The sequence below is a fragment of the Pseudorhodoferax sp. genome (assembly GCF_047601025.1).
Classification (GTDB): Bacteria; Pseudomonadota; Gammaproteobacteria; order Burkholderiales; family Burkholderiaceae_C; genus Pseudorhodoferax.
Map to the genome: position 1 here is coordinate 3,711,482 of NZ_JASGJZ010000001.1, position 19,900 is coordinate 3,731,381.

Consider the following 19,900-nt stretch of genomic DNA (forward strand, 5'->3'; position numbering starts at 1 on the left):
TCCCAGGACGAGGAGACGAGCCCATGGAATTCGATGCCGTACTGCTGCCCGGCCGGCGCGCCCGCATGGTGGCCCAGGGCCTGTGGCACGACCGCACGATCAACGACGACCTGGACGCCTGCGTCGCGGCCTGCCCCGACAAGACCGCGCTCACCGCGCTGCAGGTCGAGGGCGGCGCGGTGCGGCGCTTCAGCTACCGCGAGCTGGCGCGCATGGCCGACCGCATCGCGGTGGGCCTGGCCCGGCTCGGCGTGGGCCGCAACGACGTGGTCGCCTGCCAGCTGCCCAACTGGTGGCAGTTCACGCTGACCTACCTGGCCTGCTCGCGCATCGGCGCGGTGATGAACCCGCTGATGCACATCTTCCGCGAGCGCGAGCTGTCGTTCATGCTCAAGCACGGCGAGGCCAAGGTGGTGATCGTGCCCAAGGTCTTCCGCGGTTTCGATTTCGAAGCCATGCTGGCCGGCCTGCAGCCTAGCCTGCCCGGCCTGGCGCATGTGGCGGTCGTCGGCGGGCAGGGCGCCAACAGCTTCGAGGCCCTGCTCAGCGGCCCGGCCTGGGAGGAGGCGCCCGATGCGCGCGACATCCTGGCGCGCCAGCGGCCCGGGCCCGACGACGTGACCCAGCTGATCTACACCTCGGGCACCACCGGCGAGCCCAAGGGCGTGATGCACTCGGCCAATACCCTGATGGCCAACATCATTCCTTACGCCCAGCGCCTGAAACTGGGCGCCGACGACGTGGTGCTGATGGCCTCGCCGATGGCGCACCAGACCGGCTTCATGTACGGCCTGATGATGCCCGTCATGCTGCGTGCCAGCGTGGTGCTGCAGGACACCTGGGACCCCAGGCAGGCCATCGCCCTGGTGCGGCAGGAGGGCGTGACGTTCACGATGGCCTCCACCCCGTTCCTGACCGACCTGGCCCGGGCCGTGGCCGACAGCGGCCAGCAGGTGCCGACGCTGCGCACCTTCCTGTGTGCCGGCGCGCCGATCCCCGGCCCGCTGGTGGAACAGGCCCGCGCCGCACTGGGCGCCAAGGTGGTGTCCGCCTGGGGCATGACCGAGAACGGCGCGGTTACGTTGACGCGGCTGGACGACGACGACGAGCGCTCCTTCAGCACCGACGGCTGCCCCTTGCCCGGCGTCGAAGTGAAGGTGGTGGACGTGGACGGCAGCCCCGTGCCGGCCGGCCAGCCGGGCAAGCTGCTGCTGCGCTCGTGCTCCAACTTCGGCGGCTACCTGCACCGGCCGCACCTGAACGGCACCGATGCCGACGACTGGTTTGACACCGGCGACCTGGCCCGCATCGACGAGAGCGGCTACCTCCGCATCACCGGCCGCAGCAAGGACGTGATCATCCGCGGCGGCGAGAACATCCCCGTGGTGGAGATCGAGGCGTTGCTGTACCGCCACCCAGCCATCGCCATGGCCGCCATCGTGGCCTACCCCGACGAGCGCCTGGGCGAGCGGGCCTGCGCGGTGGTGGTGCCCAAGCCCGGGCAGGACGTCACGCTCGACGACATCCAGGTCTTCCTGAAGGCGCAGAAGGTGGCCGTCCAGTACATCCCGGAGCGCCTGGTCGTGCGCGATGCCATCCCGTCCACGCCGTCCGGAAAGATCCAGAAGTTCAAGCTGCGCGGGATGCTGCGCGGCGATCCGTCCTGAGCGCCGGTGCCCTGCCGGCCCGGCAACAGAAGACCGCCTTTGATGGAGCGCGAGATGGCCATGCAAGACCAACCCATTCTGGTGGAAGCGCGCGGGCGCGTCGGCCTGATCACGCTGAACCGGCCGCGCCAGCGCAATGCCCTGAACGACGCGCTGATGGACGCGCTGGGCGCGGCGCTGCTGGCCTTCGACGCGGACGACGGCATCGGCGCCATCGTCGTCACCGGCAGCGCCAAGGCGTTTGCCGCCGGGGCCGACATCGAGGCCATGGCCGACTGGTCGTTCATGGACGTGGTCCAGGGCGGCTTCGTCACCCGCAACTGGGAGACCATCCGCCGCGTGCGCAAGCCGGTGCTGGCGGCGGTGGCCGGCTTTGCCCTGGGCGGCGGCTGCGAGCTGGCGCTGGCCTGCGACATCGTGGTCGCGGCCGAATCGGCCAAGTTCGCGCTGCCCGAGGTCAAGCTGGCCATGCTGCCCGGGGCCGGCGGCACGCAGCGCCTGCCGCGCGCCATCGGCAAGGCCAAGGCCATGGACATGTGCCTGTCGGCGCGCATGCTGGACGCGGCCGAGGCCGACCGCTACGGCCTGGTCTCGCGCGTGGTGCCCGATGCCGAGCTACTGGAGCGCACCCTGGCGCTGGCCGGGCAGATCGCCGGCTTCTCGCTGCCGGCGCTGATGGCGATCAAGGCGGCGGTCAACCGCGCCTGGGAAAGCCCGCTGACCGAGGGAATCCTATTCGAGCGCCACCTGTTGTACGAGCGCTTCGCCAGCGCTGATGCGCGAGAAGGCATGCAGGCCTTCCTGGAAAAGCGCGCGCCCGCATTCCGGCACCGCTGATGCGCCGGGCCGGCGGTCCGCGAGGCATGCGGCGGCATCGGCCTGCCGGTGCGCCAGGCGGCCCTGGTCAATGGTGCTACCCGGGCGCACCGCCCTGGCCGCTCGGCCGGAAGGCCGTCACCGAACCAAGGAACCACAGGGAGGGGCGACGCATGCAGTTCTCGGAATTCCAGCCCGGTCAGGTCATCGAGGCCGGGCCGGTTGCCATCGGCGAAGCGGAGATCATCGCGTTCGCGCGGGACCACGATCCGCAGTGGTTCCACACGGACCGCGCTGCCGCGGCCCGGGGAAAGTTCGGCGGCGTCATCGCCAGCGGATGGCACATCTGCGCGACGGCGATGCGGATGGTCGCCGACGTTGCGCTGGCGGGCTCCGAGGCCTCGGCCTCCCCGGGCGTAGCCTACATCCGATGGCCGAACCCGGTCCGGGCAGGGGATCGGCTGTGGCTGAAGGCGCAGGTGCTGGACGTGTCGCGCAGCCGCCGCCGCGAAACCCTGGGAAAGCTGCGCTGGCGCTGGCGGCTGGTCAACCAGCACGGCCAGGAAGTCCTCGACCTCGAAGTGACGACGCTGTTCGAGCTGGGCGCCGATTCGTGAGGGCGGGCCGGGCGGTGCAGGAGGCCGGGCCGGTGCGCTGCTGCCGACCAGAACGAGAAAGCCCGCGGAGAGCGGGCTCGGAAGAGGGGACGGGGAAGGCCGTTACAGCGAGTCGATGAAGCTGCGCAGCTTGTCGCTGCGGCTCGGGTGCTTGAGCTTGCGCAGCGCCTTGGCCTCGATCTGGCGGATGCGTTCGCGCGTGACGTCGAACTGCTTGCCGACTTCTTCCAGCGTGTGGTCGGTCGACATCTCGATGCCGAAGCGCATGCGCAGCACCTTGGCCTCGCGCGGCGTCAGCGAATCGAGAATGTCCTTGACCACGTCGCGCAGGCCGGCCTGCATGGCGGCGTCGATCGGCGCGGTGTTGGCGCTGTCCTCGATGAAGTCGCCCAGGTGGCTGTCGTCGTCGTCGCCGATCGGCGTTTCCATGGAGATCGGCTCCTTGGCGATCTTCATGATCTTGCGGATCTTGTCCTCCGGGATCTCCATCTTCTCGGCCAGGATGGACGCATCGGGCTCGAAGCCGAACTCCTGCAGGTGCTGGCGGCTGATGCGGTTCATCTTGTTGATGGTCTCGATCATGTGCACCGGGATGCGGATGGTGCGCGCCTGGTCGGCGATCGAGCGCGTGATGGCCTGGCGGATCCACCAGGTGGCGTAGGTCGAGAACTTGTAGCCGCGGCGGTATTCGAACTTGTCCACCGCCTTCATCAAGCCGATGTTGCCTTCCTGGATCAGGTCCAGGAACTGCAGGCCGCGGTTGGTGTACTTCTTGGCGATCGAGATCACCAGGCGCAGGTTGGCCTCGATCATCTCCTTCTTGGCGTCGCGCGAGGCGGCCTCGCCCTCGTTCATGCGCTTGTTGATGTCCTTGAGCTCGTCCAGCGGCACCACCACCTGGGACTGCAGGTCCATCAGCTTTTGCTGCAGGTCCTGCACCGGCGGGATGTTGCGGCCCATGATCGCGGCCCAGGGCTTGCCGGAGGCGGCCTGCTTCTCGATCCACTTGAGGTCGAGCAGGTGCGAGGGGACCTTGTTGCCCATGCGGTCGCGGCCGCTGAACTCGGCCACGAACTGTTCCTGCGGGTAGCCGCACTTGTCGACGATGATGCGGCGCAGCTCGCGCTCCTTCTTGCGCACTTCGTCCACCTGGCCGCGCAGCAGGTCGCACAGCTTCTCGATGGTCTTGGCCGTGAAGCGGATGGTCATCAGCTCCTCGCTGACGGCCGTCTGCGCCTTCGTGTAGGCCGGCGTGCCGTAGCCTTCCTTGGCATAGGCCCGGTGCACCTTCTCGAACAGCTCGCGCAGGCGGTCGAAGCGCGACAGCGCCTCGTTCTTCATCTCCTCGAGCTTCTTGGTCAGGGCCTTGGAGCCGCCCTTGCCGTCGTCGTCGTCCTCGGCGTCGAACTCGTCGTAGTCTTCCTCGGCCACGTAGTCGTCGGCCTCGTTCGGGTCGGTGAAGCCGTCCACGATGGTGGAGATCACGACCTTGCCCTCGCGGATCTCCTCGGCCATCTTGAAGATCTCGGCCAGCGTCGAGGGGCTGGCGCTGATGGCTTCCATCATGCGCATCAGGCCGCCCTCGATGCGCTTGGCGATCTCGATCTCGCCCTCGCGCGTCAGCAGCTCGACCGTGCCCATCTCGCGCATGTACATGCGCACCGGGTCGGTGGTGCGGCCGAACTCGCTGTCCACGGTGGACAGGGCGGCCTCGGCCTCTTCCTCGGCCTCTTCCTCGGTGGCGGCGGTCGGGCCGGTGTTGTTCAGCAGCAGCGTCTCGGCGTCCGGGGTCTGCTCGTAGACGGCCACGCCCATGTCGTTGAGCATGTTGACCACGACCTCCAGCGTCTCGGCGTCGATCAGCTTGTCGGGCAGGTGGTCGGAGATCTCGCCGTGCGTCAGGTAGCCGCGCGTCTTGCCGAGCTTGATCAGCGCCTTCAGGCGCAGCCGGCGCTTGGCCATGTCCTCCTCGGACAGCACGGCCTCGTCCAGGCCGAATTCCTTCATCAGGGCCCGTTCCTTGGCCTTGCTGATCTTCATGCGCAGCGGCTTGGCCTTCTCGGCCGGCGCGGCGGCGGCATCGGCGGCCGGCGCGGGCTCCTCGGCGAAGTCCGCCTCGATGTCGGACAGGTCGTCGACCGCGTCCTCGTCCTCCAGCCCAGCCTTGGGCGCGGCCTTCTTGGCGGCGGTCTTCTTGGCCGCGGCCGTGGCCTTGGGCGGGCGGCCGGGCTTCTTCTTGGTCACGGTCTCGTCGGCGGCCGCGGCGGCGGTCTTCTTGGCGGGCTTTTCCGAAGCGGGGGTCTTGGATGCTGGCACGGGCTTGACTTTCGTGGTGGCCGGGGTAGCGGCCTGGGCTGCGGCGGTCGCGGCGGGCTGGGCGGCAGGCTTGTGGACGGGCTTCTCGGACTTCTGGCTGGGCATGGACGACCTCGACACGACGAACAACGCGTAGAACACAAGCGCCGCCGGAACCCGGCGCGGGGCAATGGGGCCGCCTCGCCTGGATCGGGCGGGAAGGCCTATGGGCAAGATGTGGGGGCGAACATTTGGAATGCAGCCCTTGCGATGAAGGTGGCCGGTCGTGCGCTGTGTGGCAATCGGTTGGCCGGGCTCGGAGGTGCTGCTGTCGCTCTTGCCGCGAGACAAACCGAAGATTATAGCCGGCGCCGGATTTTTCAAGCCGTATGCATGTCCATCGCGCTGGCGTCATCTGCAAAGCCTGGACCAGGGCCGCAAGCAGCGGCTCGGACGGCCGCGGGGCAGGCCACGCCAGCGCACGCCACGGGCCGGCTTCGCCGGACCGCGGGCGGCGCCCTCATTGGAGAGCTCCGCCCGTGTGGGCCGTGGTGCAGTGTCTCCTATGGGAACAACTCCTGTGCGGTCGGTGGCCGGCGCGGCGCTGGACCGGCGGCGGGGTGGGTGAGCACCATGGCCGCCAGCGGCGCTCCCGCGTAGGAAGTCTTGAGGGGGGCGGCGGAGCGCGCAGCGCGCAGACTGAGGGTGTTTCAGGCCAGCGACTTCTTCAGCGCCAGCTGCCGCAGGATCAGCTCGCGCTCGCGGCCGATGCGCTCGGGGTCGGAGGCGGGCAGCGTCTGCAGGTGCCGGAGTTCCTCGGCGATCACGTCGCGGTGCAGCCGCGTCAGCGTGGCGCGCACGTCGGCCAGCGGCACGTCCTCGATCTCGAACACGCGGCCGAGCGGCTGCAGGCTGTCGCGCGCGACCAGCCGGCGCGCCTCGGCCTCGAAGGGCTGGCCGGCCAGCGCGATGTCCAGCGCGGCCCAGGGCTGGGCGCCATGTTCGTGCACCTGCTGGTCGGTCCAGCGGAACAGTTCGCCGTAGTCGCCTTCCAGGGCGCACAGCAGGTCGTGGTCGGCTTGGCCGAGCTGTTCCCACAGCCCGGTGTTGCGCAGCAGCAGCATGGCCACGTGGCTGGCGTGCGCCTGCAGCGCGGGGCGGATTGCACTGCGGCCGCGCATGGTCGAGGAGGGCACATCGGCGCTGCGCTTGCCGGAAGGGCGGCGCCGCGGCCGGGGTGCGTCGGGTGCCGCGCGGGGCTCCCACAGCTCGCCGAGCTCGCGCGCGTCCAGCTGCACCAGGTCGGCCAGGTCGCCCAGCAGCTGGCGCTTGAGCGCGCCGTCGGGCAGCAGCGCCCACAGCGGCCTGGCGTTGCTGGCCAGGTGGGCGCGGCCTTCGGCGCTGCCGAGGTCGCAGCCCTCGCGCGCGCTGTCGATCAGGAAGCGCGACAGCGGCTGGGCCTCGCCGATGCTGAGCGAGAAGGCGTCGGCGCCGTGTTCGCGGATGTAGCTGTCCGGGTCGTGCTCGGGCGGCAGGAACAGGAACTTGACGCTGCGCACGTCGGTCGCGTAGGGCAGGGCGCCTTCCAGCGCCTTGCGCGCGGCGCGCCGGCCGGCGGCGTCGCCGTCGAAGCTGAACACCACGGCGTCCGTGAAGCGGAACAGCTTGTGCACGTGCTCGGGCGTGCAGGCCGTGCCCAGCGTGGCCACGGCGTTCGGAAAGCCGTGCTGGGCCAGCGCCACCACGTCCATGTAGCCCTCGGTCACCAGCACGTAGCCCATGTCGCGCACCGCCTCGCGCGCCTCGTACAGGCCGTACAGCTCGCGGCCCTTGCTGAACACCGGGGTCTCCGGCGAGTTCAGGTACTTGGGCTTCTCATCGCCGAGCACCCGGCCGCCGAAGGCGATGCACTCGCCCTTGACGTTGCGGATCGGGAACATCAGCCGGTCGCGGAAGCGGTCGTAGCGCCGGTCTTCCCCCTCCTCGTGGTGGATTACCAGGCCGCTGTCCACCAGCAGCGCGTCGTCGTAGCGCGGGAACACGCCGGACAGGAAGTGCCAGCCCTCGGGCGCGTAGCCCAGGCCGAAGCGCTTGGCGATCCGGCCCGACAGGCCGCGGCGCTTGCAGTAGTCGATCGCCCGGGGGGCCTGGCGCAGTTGGTGGCGCCAGGCTTCGCCGGCTTTTTCCAGCACCTCGGTCAGCGTGGCCTGGCGCTCGCGCTGGGCGGCGGCGCGCTGGCGTTCCTCGGGCGTGCTGTCGTCGTCGGGCACCGCCATGCCGACCTGCTGCGCCAGGTCCTGCACCGCGTCGCGGAAGCCGGCGCCGGTGTGCTCCATCAGGAAGCCGATCGCGTTGCCGCTCTTGCCGCAGCCGAAGCAGTGGAAGAACTGCTTGCTCGGGCTGACCGTGAACGAGGGCGACTTCTCGCCGTGGAACGGGCACAGGCCGAGGAAGTTGGCGCCGCCCTTTTTCAGCTGGACGTAGCGGCCCACCACCTCGACCACGTCGACGCGGGACAGCAGCTCCTGGATGAAGGACTGGGGAATGGCCACGGGGGAAAGCTTATACGGGCCGTGGCCGGCCCACGGCGGAAGTCCTCAACGCGGCGGCATGCGGATCGCGCCGTCCAGGCGGATCACCTCGCCGTTGAGCATGTCGTTCTCGAAGATGTGGATCGCCAGCCGGGCGTAGTCGGCCGGCGTTCCCAGCCGCGAGGGGAAGGGCACGCTGGCGGCCAGCGCGTCCTGCACCCCCTGCGGCATGCCGAACAGCATCGGCGTGCCGAAGACGCCGGGCGCGATCGTCATGTTGCGGATGCCCGAGCGGGCCAGGTCGCGCGCGATCGGCAGCGTCATGCCGACCACGCCGCCCTTGGACGCGCTGTAGGCGGCCTGGCCGATCTGGCCGTCGTAGGCCGCCACCGAGGCCGTGGAGATCAGCACGCCGCGCTCGCCGGTGGCCTCGGGCGCGTTCGCCGCCATGGCCTCGGCCGCCAGCCGGATCATGTTGAAGCTGCCCAGCAGGTTGACCATCAGCGTCTTGTGGAACAGCGCCAGCGGGTGCGCGCCGTTCCTGCCGACGGTCTTCTCGGCCGGTGCGATGCCGGCGCAGTTGACCAGGCCCACCAGCTTGCCGAGCGCCAGCGCCCTGGCGACGACGGCCTGGCCGTCGGCCTCCTGGCTCACGTCGCAGCGCACGCAGGCGCCGCCGATCTCGCGCGCGACCGCCTCGCCCTTGTCGGCCTGCAGGTCGGCGACGACGACGCGCCCGCCCTTGGCCGCCAGCGCCCGCGCCGTGCCTTCGCCCAGGCCCGAGGCGCCGCCGGTGACGATGAAGACCTTGCCTGCGATGTCCATGCCGCGGCCTTCTCCGGGCCTACTTGAAGCCCACCCGGTCCAGCATCTGCTGCACCTTGAGCTGGTGCGCGCCGACCGCGCCGATCGGAATGGTCTCGGCCTTGAAGCCGTTGGGCGCCATCTGGTCCAGCGCCGGGTTGTCCGTCTGCACCCCCTTGGCCGTGGGCCATTCGTTGTTGCCGTTGGCGAAGTAGTTCTGCGCCTCGGGGCTGGCCAGGTACTCCATCAGCTTGATGGCGTTGTCGCGGTTCTTGGCGTAGCGGGCCACGGCGCCGCCGGCGATGTTCAGGTGCGTGCCCCAGGTGCCCTGGTTCGGGAACACCACGCCCACGCGCTCGGCCACGGTGCGGTCGGCCGGGTTGGTGGAGCGGATCAGCCGCGCCAGGTAGTAGCTGTTGGTCACGCCGACCGCGCACTCGCCCGAGGCCACGGCCTTGATCTGGTCGGTGTCGCCGCCCTTGGGGTCGCGCGCCAAGTTGGCGACGACGCCGCGCAGCCATTCCTCGGTGCGCGTCTCGCCCATGTGCTCCATGACCGCGCCGAACAGGCTCAGGTTGTACGGGTGCGAGCCGGAGCGGATGCACAGCTTGCCCTTGAGCGCTGGCGAGGCCAGCTTCTCGTAGCTGTCCACGTCGCCGGGCTTGAGCGTGGACTTGTCGTAGACGATCACGCGGGCGCGGGTGGAGAAGCCGAACCAGGAGATGCGGCCGTCGGCCGCCGGCTGCGAACGCAGGTTGGCCGGAATGGCGTCTTCCAGCAGCTTGGAATGGATCGGCTGGAACAGCCCGTCCACCTGGCCGCGGTACAGCCGGGCCGCGTCCACCAGCAGGATCACGTCGGCCGGCGAGCTCGAGCCCTCGGCCTTCAGGCGGGCGATGATGTCGGCGTCGCCGGCGTCCACGCGGTTGATCTTGATGCCGGTGGCCTTGGTGAAGTTGCTGTACAGCGCCTCGTCGGTGGCGTAGTGGCGGGCGGAGTACAGGTTGACGACCTGGGACTGGGCCAGAGCTGCGCCGGCGGCCAGCAGCAGGGCGCCGGCGGAGGCTGCTTTCTTCAGCATGTGGTTCCTCTTGGAGCGATGAAGAGGGGCGATCCTAAGGGCAACGCGGCGCGCGCATAAAAAAAGGCCCCGCGGAGCGGGGCCTCTGAAGGGGTTCCTGAACTCCGATGAATTCGAAGAAACCCGAGGAGACAACTGGTGTCGGGAGCCGGTGGCCCGGCTTCCCAGCCAAGAAGGCAATCAGCGCTTCTTGACGGCGGTGGCGGCCGTCTTGCTGGCGTTCACGGCGGAGGCGGCCACGGCGTTGAAGTTGGCTTCGGCGACGTCGCTGGCTTGCTTGACGGCCTTTTGCACCGATTCCAGCGCGTTGGTACCGGCAGCCACGGCGCTCTTGAACACGGCGACGGCGGTTTCGGAGCCGGCGGGGGCGTTCTTGGTAGCGGCGTCCACGGCCGACAGGAACTTCTTCTGCGCTTCGGTCGCCTGGACTTCCAGGGCCTTGGTCAGTTCGGCGCTGGTGCCTTGGGCGATTTCATAGACGTGGCGGCTGTAGGCGGCGGTCTTCTCGGCCAGGGGCTGCAGCAGGCTGGCTTGCAGGGCCAGCAGCTCTTGCGCGTCCTTGGCGGACAGGGCGGCCTGGGCGGTGTCGGCGGCTTCGGCCAGCGCGGCCTTGGAAGCGGTCACGTTCAGTTCGACCAGCTTTTCCACGCCTTCGAAGGCCTTGGTGGTCAGACCGAACAGCAGTTCGAAGTTGGCCTTGTGGGTGGCGATGATTTGGTCTCCAGTCAGCATGAGATTCTCCAAGTTGAAAAAGTTGATGAGGGATCGGATTCCGCTTCTGCGCCACCACCCGAAGGAATGTTGCAGTGCAGCATGGAGCGAATTATAGGGATGGGTCGGCCGCTTGCAAGACTTTTTTGTTGCGGTGCAGCAATCTAGAGGGCTGCATCTAATTCCGGCAGCCGGCTGCCAGAATCCGCCGCATGACCGAACCGGCCCGCCCCCAGCCGCGTCCGCGCGGCGACTTCCGCGTGTTCCGCCCGATCACCACGCGCTGGATGGACAACGATGCCTACGGGCACGTCAACAACGTCGTGTACTACAGCTGGTTCGACACGGCCGTGAACGCGCACCTGATCGCCGAGGGCGTGCTGGACGTCGAGCACGGCCCGGTGATCGGGCTGGTGGTGGAGACGCAGTGCCGGTATTTCGCGCCGCTGGCCTTTCCGCAGACCATCGAGGCCGGCCTGCGCGTGGCGCGCCTGGGCGGCACCAGCGTGCGCTACGAGGTGGGGCTGTTCGCGCAGGGGGCGGCGCAGACGGCCGCCCACGGGCACTTCGTCCACGTCTACGTGGATCGCGCGAGCCGCCGGCCCGTGCCGCTGCCGGCAGCCTTGCGCGCCGTGCTGCAGCAGCTGCTCTGAGTGCCGGCCCGCCCGGGCCGGGCCGGGCGCGGGGCGGGCTCAGCGGCCCTGCCTGGCGTGGCTCCGGGCCGAGGCGTGGGCCGCCTTGGCGTCCTTCATGCAGACGTCCTTGGCGTTGCCGGCCAGCGCATCGCACTTCTGCTTGGCGGTGTCGTAGGCCGCGTCGGCCTTGGCCTCGGCGACCTTGGCGCTGGCCTCGCCGCCCGGCTTGTACTGGGCTTCCAGCTCGGCCTTGGCGACCTTCTCCTTGCCCTTGGCTTCGCTGACGCACACGTCCTTGGCGTCGCCGGACAGGCCGTCGCAGCGCTCCTTCTCGGCCTTGTACTGGGCTTCGATGCGGTCTTCCGCAGCCTTGTACTCGTCGCGCGTCATCGCGCCGGCATGCGTGGCCAGCGACAGGCCGAGGGCGAGGCCCAGGGCGGCGAGGGGCGTCTTCGCAAGGGTCGGCATGGTGGTGCTCCTCGGTCAACAAGGAGAGCGCTCAGACGGACTTCTCGAAGAAGAAGTCGGGGTTGCGGCCTTCCCATTCGCGCACCTGGCGTTCGGCCTCCTCGCGCGCGAGGCCGTGGCGCTCCTGGATGCGGCCGATCAGCTGCTCGCGCCGGCCCTCGATCACGTCGAGGTCGTCGTTGGTGAGCTTGCCCCACTGCTCCTGGACCTTGCCCTTGAACTGCTTCCAGTTGCCCTGGATCGTGTCGTTGTTCATGTCGTGCTCCTGGTGGATCGGATGCGTCCTGCAGCGGACGTGGAGCTACTCTAGGCAGGCCGCCCCGGCCGGCCGGTAGGACATGCCGGCCAGCACGCGTAGGCGGGCCGCCTGCGACAATGCCGTCGCCGCCGTCGGCGGCCCTGCCACACGGAGACAAGCCGCGAAACCGCCACCATGATCCTGACCAGCCTTCTCGACACGGACCTGTACAAGTTCACGATGATGCAGGCCGTGCTGCACCAGTTTCCGGGCGCGCAGGTGGAATACCGCTTCAAGTGCCGCAACCAGGGCGTCGCGCTGGCGCCCTACGTCAACGAGATCCGCGAGCAGGTGCGCCACCTGTGCACGCTGCACTTCGCGGACGCGGAGCTGGCCTACCTGCGCTCGCTGCGCTTCATCAAGAGCGACTTCGTCGACTTCCTGGGCCTTTTCCGGCTCAACGAGAAGTACATCGACATCCAGCCGCTGCCCTCGGGCGAGATCGACATCCGCATCCAGGGCCCGTGGCTGCACACCATCCTGTTCGAGATCCCGGTGCTGGCCATCGTCAACGAGGTCTACTTCCGCAACGCCGCGAAGAACCCTGACTTCGCCCAGGGCCGCGCGCGGCTGGACCGCAAGATCGACCAGCTGCAGGGCCCGGACCTGGCCGAGCTGAAGATCGCCGACTACGGCACGCGCCGGCGCTTTTCCAAGGCCTGGCACGAGGAGGTGCTGCGCCACCTGGCCGCGCGGCTGGGCACCGGCCCCAAGGGCCAGCTCGCCGGCACCAGCAACGTGCTGTTCGCGATGAAGCTGGGCATGACGCCGCTGGGCACCGTGGCGCACGAGTACATGCAGGCCTGCCAGGCGCTGGGCCCGCGGCTGCGCGACAGCCAGGTGTTCGCGTTCGACTCCTGGGCCAAGGAGTACCGCGGCGACCTGGGCATCGCGCTGTCCGACGTGTACGGGCTGGAGCCCTTCCTGCGCGACTTCGACATGTACTTCTGCAAGCTGTTCGACGGCGCCCGCCACGACAGCGGCGATCCGTTCACCTGGGGCGAGCGCATGATCGAGCACTACCGCCACAACCGCGTGGACCCGCATACCAAGACGCTGATCTTCAGCGACGGGCTGACCGTGCCGCGCACCATCGAGCTGTACCAGCGCTTCCGCGGCCGCTGCCAGCTCGCGTTCGGCATCGGCACCAACCTGACCAACGACCTGGGCGACCCGCCGCAGCACGTGCCGCTGCAGATCGTGATCAAGATGGTGCGCTGCAACGGCCAGCCGGTGGCCAAGCTGTCGGACACGCCGTCCAAGAACATGTGCGAGGACGAGCGGTACCTGGGCTACCTGCGCCAGGTGTTCGAGATCGAGCAGCCGGCCGCATGAAGCCGACCGATCTGAGCCGGGCGCTGCGGCCGCTCGGCGCCGCCCTGTGTGCGCTGGCCGCGCCGGCCGTCGCTTCCGCGGCCGACCTCGACGGCCGCGCGCTGTCGGCCTGGTGGGCCCTGCCGTTCGCGGGCGTGCTGCTGTCGATCGCGCTGTTCCCGCTGTTCGCCATGCGCGTGTGGCACTACCACTACGGCAAGATCACGGCGGCCTGGACGCTGGCGTTCTTCGTGCCCTTCCTCGTCGCCTACGGCCCGGCCCTGGCCGGCGCCAGCCTGGTGCATGCGCTGCTGGCCGAGTACATCCCCTTCATCGTGCTGCTGACGGCCCTGTTCACGGTGGCCGGCGGCATCTACATCCGCGGCAACCTGCACGGCAGCCCGCTGCTGAACACCGGGCTGCTGGCCTTGGGCGCCGTGCTGGCCAGCTTCATGGGCACGACCGGCGCGTCCATGCTGCTGATCCGGCCGCTGGTGCGCGCCAACGACAACCGCCGCCACCGGGCGCACGTCGTCGTGTTCTTCATCTTCATCGTCTCCAACATCGGCGGCTCGCTGACGCCGCTGGGCGACCCGCCGCTGTTCCTCGGCTTCCTGAAGGGCGTGGAATTCTTCTGGACGCTGCGCAACATCCTGCCCGAGACCGCCTTCATGCTGGCCTGCCTGCTGGCGCTGTTCTTCGTGCTGGACAGCTGGTACTACCGGCGCGAGGGCGTGCTGCCAGTCGACCCGACGCCCGACACGGCCCGCCTGGGCTTCGACGGCGGCATCAACTTCGTGCTGCTCGGCGCCGTGGTCGCCCTGGTGCTGATGAGCGGGCTGTGGCGTTCCGAGGTGGCGTTCGACGTATTCGGCACGCCGCTGCCATTGCCGGCGCTGGTGCGCGACGGCGGCCTGGTCGCCGTGACGCTGGCGTCGCTCGGGCTGACGGCCCGCCAGGTGCATCGGGACAACCAGTTCTCCTGGGGGCCGATGGTCGAGGTGGCCAAGCTGTTCGCCGGCATCTTCCTGACCATCATCCCGGTCATCGCCATGCTGCGCGCGGGCGTGGACGGGCCCTTCGGCGCCGTGGTGCGCGCCGTCACCGGGCCGGACGGCCAGCCGCTGCCGGCCATGTACTTCTGGGCCACCGGCGTTCTCAGCTCCTTCCTCGACAACGCGCCGACCTACCTGGTGTTCTTCAACACCGCGGGCGGCGACCCGCAGCAGCTCATGACCACGCTCGCGCCCACGCTGGCCGCCATTTCGGCCGGCGCGGTGTTCATGGGCGCCAACTCCTACATCGGCAACGCGCCCAACCTGATGGTCAAGGCCATCGCCGAGGAGCGCGGCGTCGCCATGCCCAGCTTCTTCGGCTACATGGGCTGGTCCTGCGCCGTGCTGGTGCCGCTGTTCGTCGTTCTCACCTTCCTGTTCTTCACGTGACCGATCCCTCCATGTCCAAGCCCGCCGTCCTCGTCGCCCGTGCCGTGTTCCCCGAAGTGCTGGAGCGCCTGGCGCAGCATTTCGAGGTCAGCGCCAACCAGGCCGACGAGACCTGGAGCGCGGACGAGCTGGCCGCGCGCCTGGCCGGCAGGCAGGGCGTGTTCACGACCGCCAGCGAGCGCATCGACGCCGCGCTGCTGGCGCGCTGCCCCGACCTCAGGATCGCCGCCAACATGGCCGTCGGCTACAACAACTTCGACCTGGAGGCGATGACGGCGCGCGGCGTGCTGGCCACCAACGCGCCCGACGTGCTGACCGAGACCACCGCCGACTTCGGCTTCGCGCTGCTGATGGCCACCGCGCGCCGCATCGCCGAGAGCGAGCACTACCTGCGCGCCGGCAAGTGGACGCAGTGGAGCTACGACCTGTTCGCCGGCAGCGACGTGCATGGCGCCACGCTCGGCATCCTGGGCATGGGCCGCATCGGCCAGGGCATCGCGCGGCGCGGCGCCCACGGCTTCGGCATGCAGGTGATCTACCACAACCGCTCGCGCCTGGCGCCGGCGCTGGAGGCCGACTGCAAGGCCCGCTACGTCGGCAAGGAGGAGCTGCTGCGCCAGGCCGACCACCTGGTGCTGGTGCTGCCGTACTCGCCGGCCTCGCACCATGCCATCGGCGCGGCCGAGCTGGCGCTGATGAAGCCCACGGCCACGCTGGTCAACATCGCGCGCGGCGGCATCGTGGACGACGCGGCGCTGGCCGCCGCGCTGCGCGAGCGGCGCATCGCCGCCGCCGGGCTGGACGTGTTCGAGGGCGAGCCCTGCGTGCACCCGGAACTGCTGGCCGTGCCCAACGTGGTGCTCACGCCGCACATCGCCAGCGCCAGTATCCCGACCCGGCTGGCCATGGCCAACCTGGCCGCCGACAACCTGATCGGCTACCTGACCCAGGGCCAAGCGCTGAATCCGCTGAATCCGTCCGTGCTGCATGCCTGAGCTGCCGCTGGACACCTGGCTGCTGCTGGCGCTGGCGGCCCTGAACGTGATCGTGCTGCTGGTGCTGCTGTCGCGCCGGCCGCCGCCGGACCGTGCGGCCGAGCTGGCCGGCCTGATCGAGCGCAGCGAGCGCGGCCTGCGGCAGGAACTCGCCGAGGGCGCGCGCGCCGGCCGGCAGGAAAGCGGGCAGGCCATGGCGCGCTTCCAGCAGACCCTGCTGGCCCAGGCGGCCGAGGCCACGCGCACGCAGAACGCCCAGATCGACGCCTTCGCCCAGCAGCTCGCGCTGCTGGGCAAGAACCTGTCGGACACGCTGCACCAGCAGCTCTCCGGCCTGTCGGAGGCCAATGCGCGGCGCCTGGCCGAACTGCAGGCCGGCAACGCCGCCAAGCTCGAGGAGATGCGCCGCACCGTGGACGAGCGGCTGCAGAGCACGCTGGAGGCCCGGCTGGGCGAGAGCTTCCGCCAGGTGGCCGAACGCCTGGAGCAGGTGCACAAGGGCCTGGGCGAGATGCAGACGCTGGCGCAGGGCGTGGGCGACCTCAAGCACCTGCTGTCCAACGTGAAGACGCGCGGCATGTTCGGCGAAGCCCAGCTGGCCGCGCTGCTGGAGCAGGTGTTCGCGCCCGGCCAGTACGCGGCCCAGGTCGCGACCCGGCCCGGCCAGCGCCACGCGGTGGACTTCGCCGTGCGCCTGCCCGGGCGCGGCGACGATGGCGCGCCGTGCTGGCTGCCGATCGACGCCAAGTTCCCGAACGAGGACTACGAGCGCCTGCTCGACGCCCAGCAGCGCGCCGACCCGTCGGCGGCCGAGGCCGCGGCCCGCGCGCTGGAGCAGCGCATCCGGCTGGAGGCGCGCGGCATCGCCGAGAAGTACGTCGAGCCGCCGCACACCACGGACTTCGCGATCCTGTTCCTGCCGACCGAGGGGCTGTACGCCGAGGTGCTGCGCCGGCCCGGCCTGCTGGAGGCGCTGCAGCGCGAGCACCGCATCACGCTGGCCGGCCCGACCACGCTGCTGGCCATGCTCAATTCGCTGCAGATGGGGTTTCGCACGCTGGCGCTGGAGCAGCGCAGCAGCGAGGTCTGGCAGGTGCTGGGCGCGGTGAAGACCGAGTTCCTGAAGTTCGGCGGCGTGCTGGCCGACGTGAAGCGCCAGACCCAGACCGTGCTGAACACGCTGGACAAGGCGCAGACGCGCAGCAACGTGCTGAACCGGCGGCTGCGCGCGGTGGAGGCGCTGCCCGATGGCCAGGCGCAGGCCCTGCTGGCGCCGGACGAGGCCGGAGACGAGGCACCATGAGCGGCGCCGAACTGCTGCGCCTGATCGCGGCCCAGGTCTGCCTGCACGCCACCATGGCCGGCATGCGGCTGGCCGCGCCGCTGCTGGCGCTGCAGCAGGGCTACAGCGCCGCGGCGGTCGGCGTGCTGATCGCGCTGTTCGCGCTGACGCAGGTGTTCCTGGCGCTGCCGGCCGGCCGCTACGCCGACCGGCACGGGCTGAAGCGGCCGCTGGTGCTGGCGGTCGGCGCGGCCTTCGCCGGCGCCGCGCTGGCCCTGGTGTTCCCGGCGTTTCCCGCGCTGTGCGCGGCCGCGCTGCTGACCGGCGCCGCCACCGGCGTCTCGGTGATCGCGCTGCAGCGCCACGTCGGGCGCGCGGCCGCCGGTACCGACCAGCTGCGGCGCATGTTCAGCTGGCTGGCCATCGCGCCGGCCGCGGCCAACTTCGTCGGGCCGTTCGCGGCCGGCCTGTTGATCGACCATGCGGGCCGAACGCCGGCCGACCTGTTCGCGTTCCGCGCGGCGTTCGCGCTGCTGGCCCTGCTGCCGCTGGCCTGCTGGGCCCTGGCGCGCGGCGCGCGCGAGGTGCCGCCCGCCGCGCCGCCGGCCGGGGGAGAGCGCACGCGCGCCTGGGACCTGCTGCGCCAGCCGATGTTCCGCCGGCTGCTGTTCGTGAACTGGCTGCAGTCCTCCAGCTGGGACGTGCACGCCTTCGTGCTGCCGCTGCTGGGCCACGAGCGCGGCCTGGGCGCGGCCGTCATCGGCACGCTGCTGGGCGCGTTCGCGATCGCCGCGGCCCTGGTGCGCATGCTGCTGCCGCTGCTCGTCGCGCGCACCACCGAGCGCGGCGTGATCTTCGCCTCCACCGTGGTCACGGCGCTGGTGTTCGCCGCCTATCCGCTGCTGCACTCGCCCTGGCTGATGGGGCTGTGCTCGGTGGTGCTGGGCTTCGCGCTGGGCGCGGTGCAGCCCATGGTCATGAGCCTGCTGCACCAGATGACGCCCGGCCACCGCCACGGCGAGGCGCTGGGCCTGCGGCTGATGACGATCAACGCCTCCAGCGTGGCCATGCCGATGCTGTTCGGCTCGATCGGCGCGCTGATCGGCATCGGCGGCGTGTTCTGGGTGGTCGGCGCCGTGGTGGCGGCGGGTGCCCGCGCGGTGCGCGGGCTGCCCGACGAGACTCAGAGGCCGTAGAACGTCCGGATCGCGTCCCAGGCCGCCTGGGGCGTGTCCACGTAGGTGACCAGCTTCAGGTCGTCCGGCGAGATCGCGCCTTCCTCGACCAGCACGTCCAGGTGCAGCAGGCGCTGCCAGTACTCCGTGCCGAACAGGATGATGGGCACCGGCCGCGCCTTGCCGGTCTGCACCAGCGTCAGGACCTCGAACAGCTCGTCCAGCGTGCCGAAGCCGCCCGGGAAGGCCACCAGCGCCTTCGCGCGCATCATGAAATGCATCTTGCGCAGCGCGAAGTAGTGGAACTTGAAGCTCAGGCTGGGCGTGACGTAGCGGTTGCCGCTCTGCTCGTGCGGCAGCGCGATCGAGAAGCCCACGTTCTGCGCCCCCATGTCGTGCGCGCCGCGGTTGGCCGCCTCCATGATGCCGGGGCCGCCGCCGGTGCAGATGTAGATGCGCTCTGCGGGTGGGCGCTCCTTGCCGTAGGTGGCCACCAGGCGCGCGAACTGGCGCGCCTGGTCGTAGTAGCGGGCGTTGCGGCAGCGCCGCTCGGCCAGCCGCAGCGCGGCTTCGTCGCCGCTCTGGCGCGCCGCGGCCAGTTCCAGCTCGGCTTGCTCGGGCGGCGGAAAGCGCGCGCTGCCGTACACCACGATGGTGTGCTCGATGCCCTGGGCCTGCTGCTCCAGGTCGGGCTTGAGCATCTCGAGCTGGAAGCGGATGCCGCGCGTCTCGCGCCGCAGCAGGAATTCCGGGTCCGCGAATGCCAGCCGGTAGGCGTCGGCCTGCAGTGCTTCGCCGCGGTCGGCATGCGCCTGGATCTGGGCCCAGGCGCCGGCGACATCCACGTTGAGTTTGTCGAGCGTGTCGGTGTTTTCCATGGTGGGCGGCATTGTGCGCGCAAACCGTCTGGCGGCTGCGGGTTTCCCCGGCTGGCGTTGCGCGCCGTCCGCGTCCTACGGCGGGTTCGGCCGCGGCCGACAGGCCGGCCGCCGGGCGGCACGCATCATGACGCCAGGCCCTGCCTCACCGCGGGCCTTCCACTTCCATCCACCTCTCCAGGAAAGGAAACCGCCATGAACAAGAACCAGATCACCGGCCGCGTCGAGCAGGCCAAGGGTGCCGTGAAGGAAGTCGCCGGCAAGGTCACCGGCAACGCCGCGCTGGAAGCCGAAGGGAACGTGCAGAAGAACCTGGGCAAGGCCGAGAAGCACTTCGGCGACGCGCGCGAGGCCGCCAAGGACAAGGCCAAGGACGCGATCGACAAGCTGTGAGGAGGCCGGGCATGCACACGACGCACGAACGCCACGCGCGCCTGGCCGGTGCGCTGGCGGTCGGCGCGCTGGCACTGGGCCTGGCGGCCTGCGGCGAGCGCGTGGACACGGCCGGCACGGCGCCGGCCACCGAGCCCACCGTGGGGCAGCGGGTCGATGCCGCCGTCCAGCGCACCGAGCAGGCGGCCGGGGAATTGCGCGAGGATGCGAGCCGTGCCGCGCAGAACGTGGAGCGCCGGGTGGACGACATGGCGATCACGGCCGCGGTCAACGCCAGCCTGGCGAAGGATCCCGACCTTTCGGCGATGAAGATCGATGTCGACACCAAGTCGGGCGTCGTCACGCTGACCGGCCCGGCGCCGTCCGAGGCGGCCAAGCAGCGCGCCACCACCCTGGTCCATGCGGTCGAGGGGGTGGCCGGCGTGAACAACAACCTGCAGGTGCGGGCCGGTTGATCCCCTGTCTGCTGCGGCGGGCCGCAGGCCGGCCGCGGCA

At 70.2% G+C, this 19,900-nt stretch carries 19 protein-coding genes; 11 read left to right on the forward strand and 8 right to left on the reverse strand.

The genetic code is table 11. The features are described 5' to 3' along the window. The first annotated feature begins 23 nt into the window (after positions 1-23). The 3 genes from aliA to QM782_RS17400 all read left to right on the forward strand — a co-directional run bounded on the left by aliA (position 24) and on the right by QM782_RS17400 (position 3,100). On the forward strand, positions 24-1,667 hold the full coding sequence (gene aliA, locus QM782_RS17390) for a cyclohexanecarboxylate-CoA ligase (protein WP_415204151.1): 1,644 nt from the start codon (positions 24-26) through the stop codon (positions 1,665-1,667). A gap of 60 nt (positions 1,668-1,727) precedes the next feature. Next, positions 1,728-2,504 carry an enoyl-CoA hydratase-related protein gene (locus tag QM782_RS17395; RefSeq protein ID WP_415204152.1) on the forward strand — a complete coding sequence of 259 codons (777 nt, stop codon included), beginning with the start codon at positions 1,728-1,730 and terminating at the stop codon, positions 2,502-2,504. A 152-nt stretch (positions 2,505-2,656) separates the two neighbouring features. Next, on the forward strand, positions 2,657-3,100 hold the full coding sequence (locus tag QM782_RS17400) for a MaoC family dehydratase (protein WP_415204153.1): 444 nt from the start codon (positions 2,657-2,659) through the stop codon (positions 3,098-3,100). 102 nt (positions 3,101-3,202) lie between these two features. On the opposite strand, the gene rpoD is transcribed toward QM782_RS17400, so the two are convergent. From rpoD to QM782_RS17425, 5 genes are all read right to left on the reverse strand, one after another. Continuing rightward, positions 3,203-5,521 carry an RNA polymerase sigma factor RpoD gene (gene rpoD / locus QM782_RS17405; RefSeq protein WP_415204154.1) on the reverse strand — a complete coding sequence of 773 codons (2,319 nt, stop codon included), beginning with the start codon at positions 5,519-5,521 and terminating at the stop codon, positions 3,203-3,205. A 584-nt stretch (positions 5,522-6,105) separates the two neighbouring features. After that, positions 6,106-7,947, reverse strand: a complete 1,842-nt coding sequence (gene dnaG, locus QM782_RS17410; protein WP_415204155.1) for a DNA primase — start codon at positions 7,945-7,947, stop codon at positions 6,106-6,108. Between the two features lie 45 nt (positions 7,948-7,992). Then, the gene (locus tag QM782_RS17415) at positions 7,993-8,751 is read right to left on the reverse strand and encodes an SDR family NAD(P)-dependent oxidoreductase (protein WP_415204156.1); all 759 of its coding nucleotides are present in this window, start codon (positions 8,749-8,751) and stop codon (positions 7,993-7,995) included. Positions 8,752-8,770: 19 nt separating this feature from the next. Then, on the reverse strand, positions 8,771-9,811 hold the full coding sequence (locus QM782_RS17420) for an extracellular solute-binding protein (RefSeq protein ID WP_415204157.1): 1,041 nt from the start codon (positions 9,809-9,811) through the stop codon (positions 8,771-8,773). A gap of 180 nt (positions 9,812-9,991) precedes the next feature. Next, entirely contained in the window at positions 9,992-10,543 is a 552-nt protein-coding gene (locus QM782_RS17425) for a phasin family protein (RefSeq protein ID WP_415204158.1), read from the reverse strand. Between the two features lie 191 nt (positions 10,544-10,734). On the opposite strand from QM782_RS17425, the gene QM782_RS17430 reads away from it, so the two are divergent. Next, the gene (locus QM782_RS17430; protein ID WP_415204159.1) at positions 10,735-11,175 is read left to right on the forward strand and encodes an acyl-CoA thioesterase; all 441 of its coding nucleotides are present in this window, start codon (positions 10,735-10,737) and stop codon (positions 11,173-11,175) included. 39 nt (positions 11,176-11,214) lie between these two features. Here the strand turns inward: QM782_RS17430 and QM782_RS17435 are convergent, their stop codons facing one another. Beyond that, on the reverse strand, positions 11,215-11,625 hold the full coding sequence (locus QM782_RS17435; RefSeq protein ID WP_415204160.1) for a hypothetical protein: 411 nt from the start codon (positions 11,623-11,625) through the stop codon (positions 11,215-11,217). A gap of 31 nt (positions 11,626-11,656) precedes the next feature. Then, a complete protein-coding gene (locus QM782_RS17440; RefSeq protein WP_415204161.1) occupies positions 11,657-11,881 on the reverse strand; it encodes a CsbD family protein in 225 nt (74 codons plus the stop codon). A 177-nt stretch (positions 11,882-12,058) separates the two neighbouring features. On the opposite strand from QM782_RS17440, the gene pncB reads away from it, so the two are divergent. Genes pncB through QM782_RS17465 form a run of 5 tightly spaced genes read left to right on the forward strand, consistent with a single transcriptional unit; the run spans position 12,059 to position 18,155 of the window. Then, complete coding sequence (gene pncB / locus QM782_RS17445; protein WP_415204162.1) at positions 12,059-13,258, forward strand: nicotinate phosphoribosyltransferase; 1,200 nt, start codon at positions 12,059-12,061, stop codon at positions 13,256-13,258. Further along, positions 13,255-14,682 carry a sodium:proton antiporter gene (locus QM782_RS17450; protein WP_415204163.1) on the forward strand — a complete coding sequence of 476 codons (1,428 nt, stop codon included), beginning with the start codon at positions 13,255-13,257 and terminating at the stop codon, positions 14,680-14,682. Before pncB ends, QM782_RS17450 begins: the two co-directional genes overlap by 4 nt. 11 nt (positions 14,683-14,693) lie before the next feature. After that, the gene (locus QM782_RS17455) at positions 14,694-15,677 is read left to right on the forward strand and encodes a 2-hydroxyacid dehydrogenase (protein WP_415205675.1); all 984 of its coding nucleotides are present in this window, start codon (positions 14,694-14,696) and stop codon (positions 15,675-15,677) included. Further along, on the forward strand, positions 15,670-16,980 hold the full coding sequence (locus QM782_RS17460; RefSeq protein WP_415204164.1) for a DNA recombination protein RmuC: 1,311 nt from the start codon (positions 15,670-15,672) through the stop codon (positions 16,978-16,980). The genes QM782_RS17455 and QM782_RS17460 overlap by 8 nt, the downstream gene beginning before the upstream one ends. Then, on the forward strand, positions 16,977-18,155 hold the full coding sequence (locus tag QM782_RS17465; RefSeq protein ID WP_415204165.1) for an MFS transporter: 1,179 nt from the start codon (positions 16,977-16,979) through the stop codon (positions 18,153-18,155). Before QM782_RS17460 ends, QM782_RS17465 begins: the two co-directional genes overlap by 4 nt. Here QM782_RS17465 and QM782_RS17470 read toward each other — a convergent pair. Next, the gene (locus QM782_RS17470; protein ID WP_415204166.1) at positions 18,143-19,012 is read right to left on the reverse strand and encodes a TIGR00730 family Rossman fold protein; all 870 of its coding nucleotides are present in this window, start codon (positions 19,010-19,012) and stop codon (positions 18,143-18,145) included. The two genes, QM782_RS17465 and QM782_RS17470, sit on opposite strands and share 13 nt — an antisense overlap. 195 nt (positions 19,013-19,207) lie before the next feature. Here QM782_RS17470 and QM782_RS17475 point away from each other — a divergent pair, with 195 nt between their 5' ends. Together QM782_RS17475 and QM782_RS17480 are read left to right on the forward strand one after the other, a co-directional pair. After that, positions 19,208-19,405 carry a CsbD family protein gene (locus QM782_RS17475; RefSeq protein WP_415204167.1) on the forward strand — a complete coding sequence of 66 codons (198 nt, stop codon included), beginning with the start codon at positions 19,208-19,210 and terminating at the stop codon, positions 19,403-19,405. An 11-nt stretch (positions 19,406-19,416) separates the two neighbouring features. After that, positions 19,417-19,860, forward strand: a complete 444-nt coding sequence (locus QM782_RS17480; RefSeq protein ID WP_415204168.1) for a BON domain-containing protein — start codon at positions 19,417-19,419, stop codon at positions 19,858-19,860. Positions 19,861-19,900: the final 40 nt, after the last annotated feature.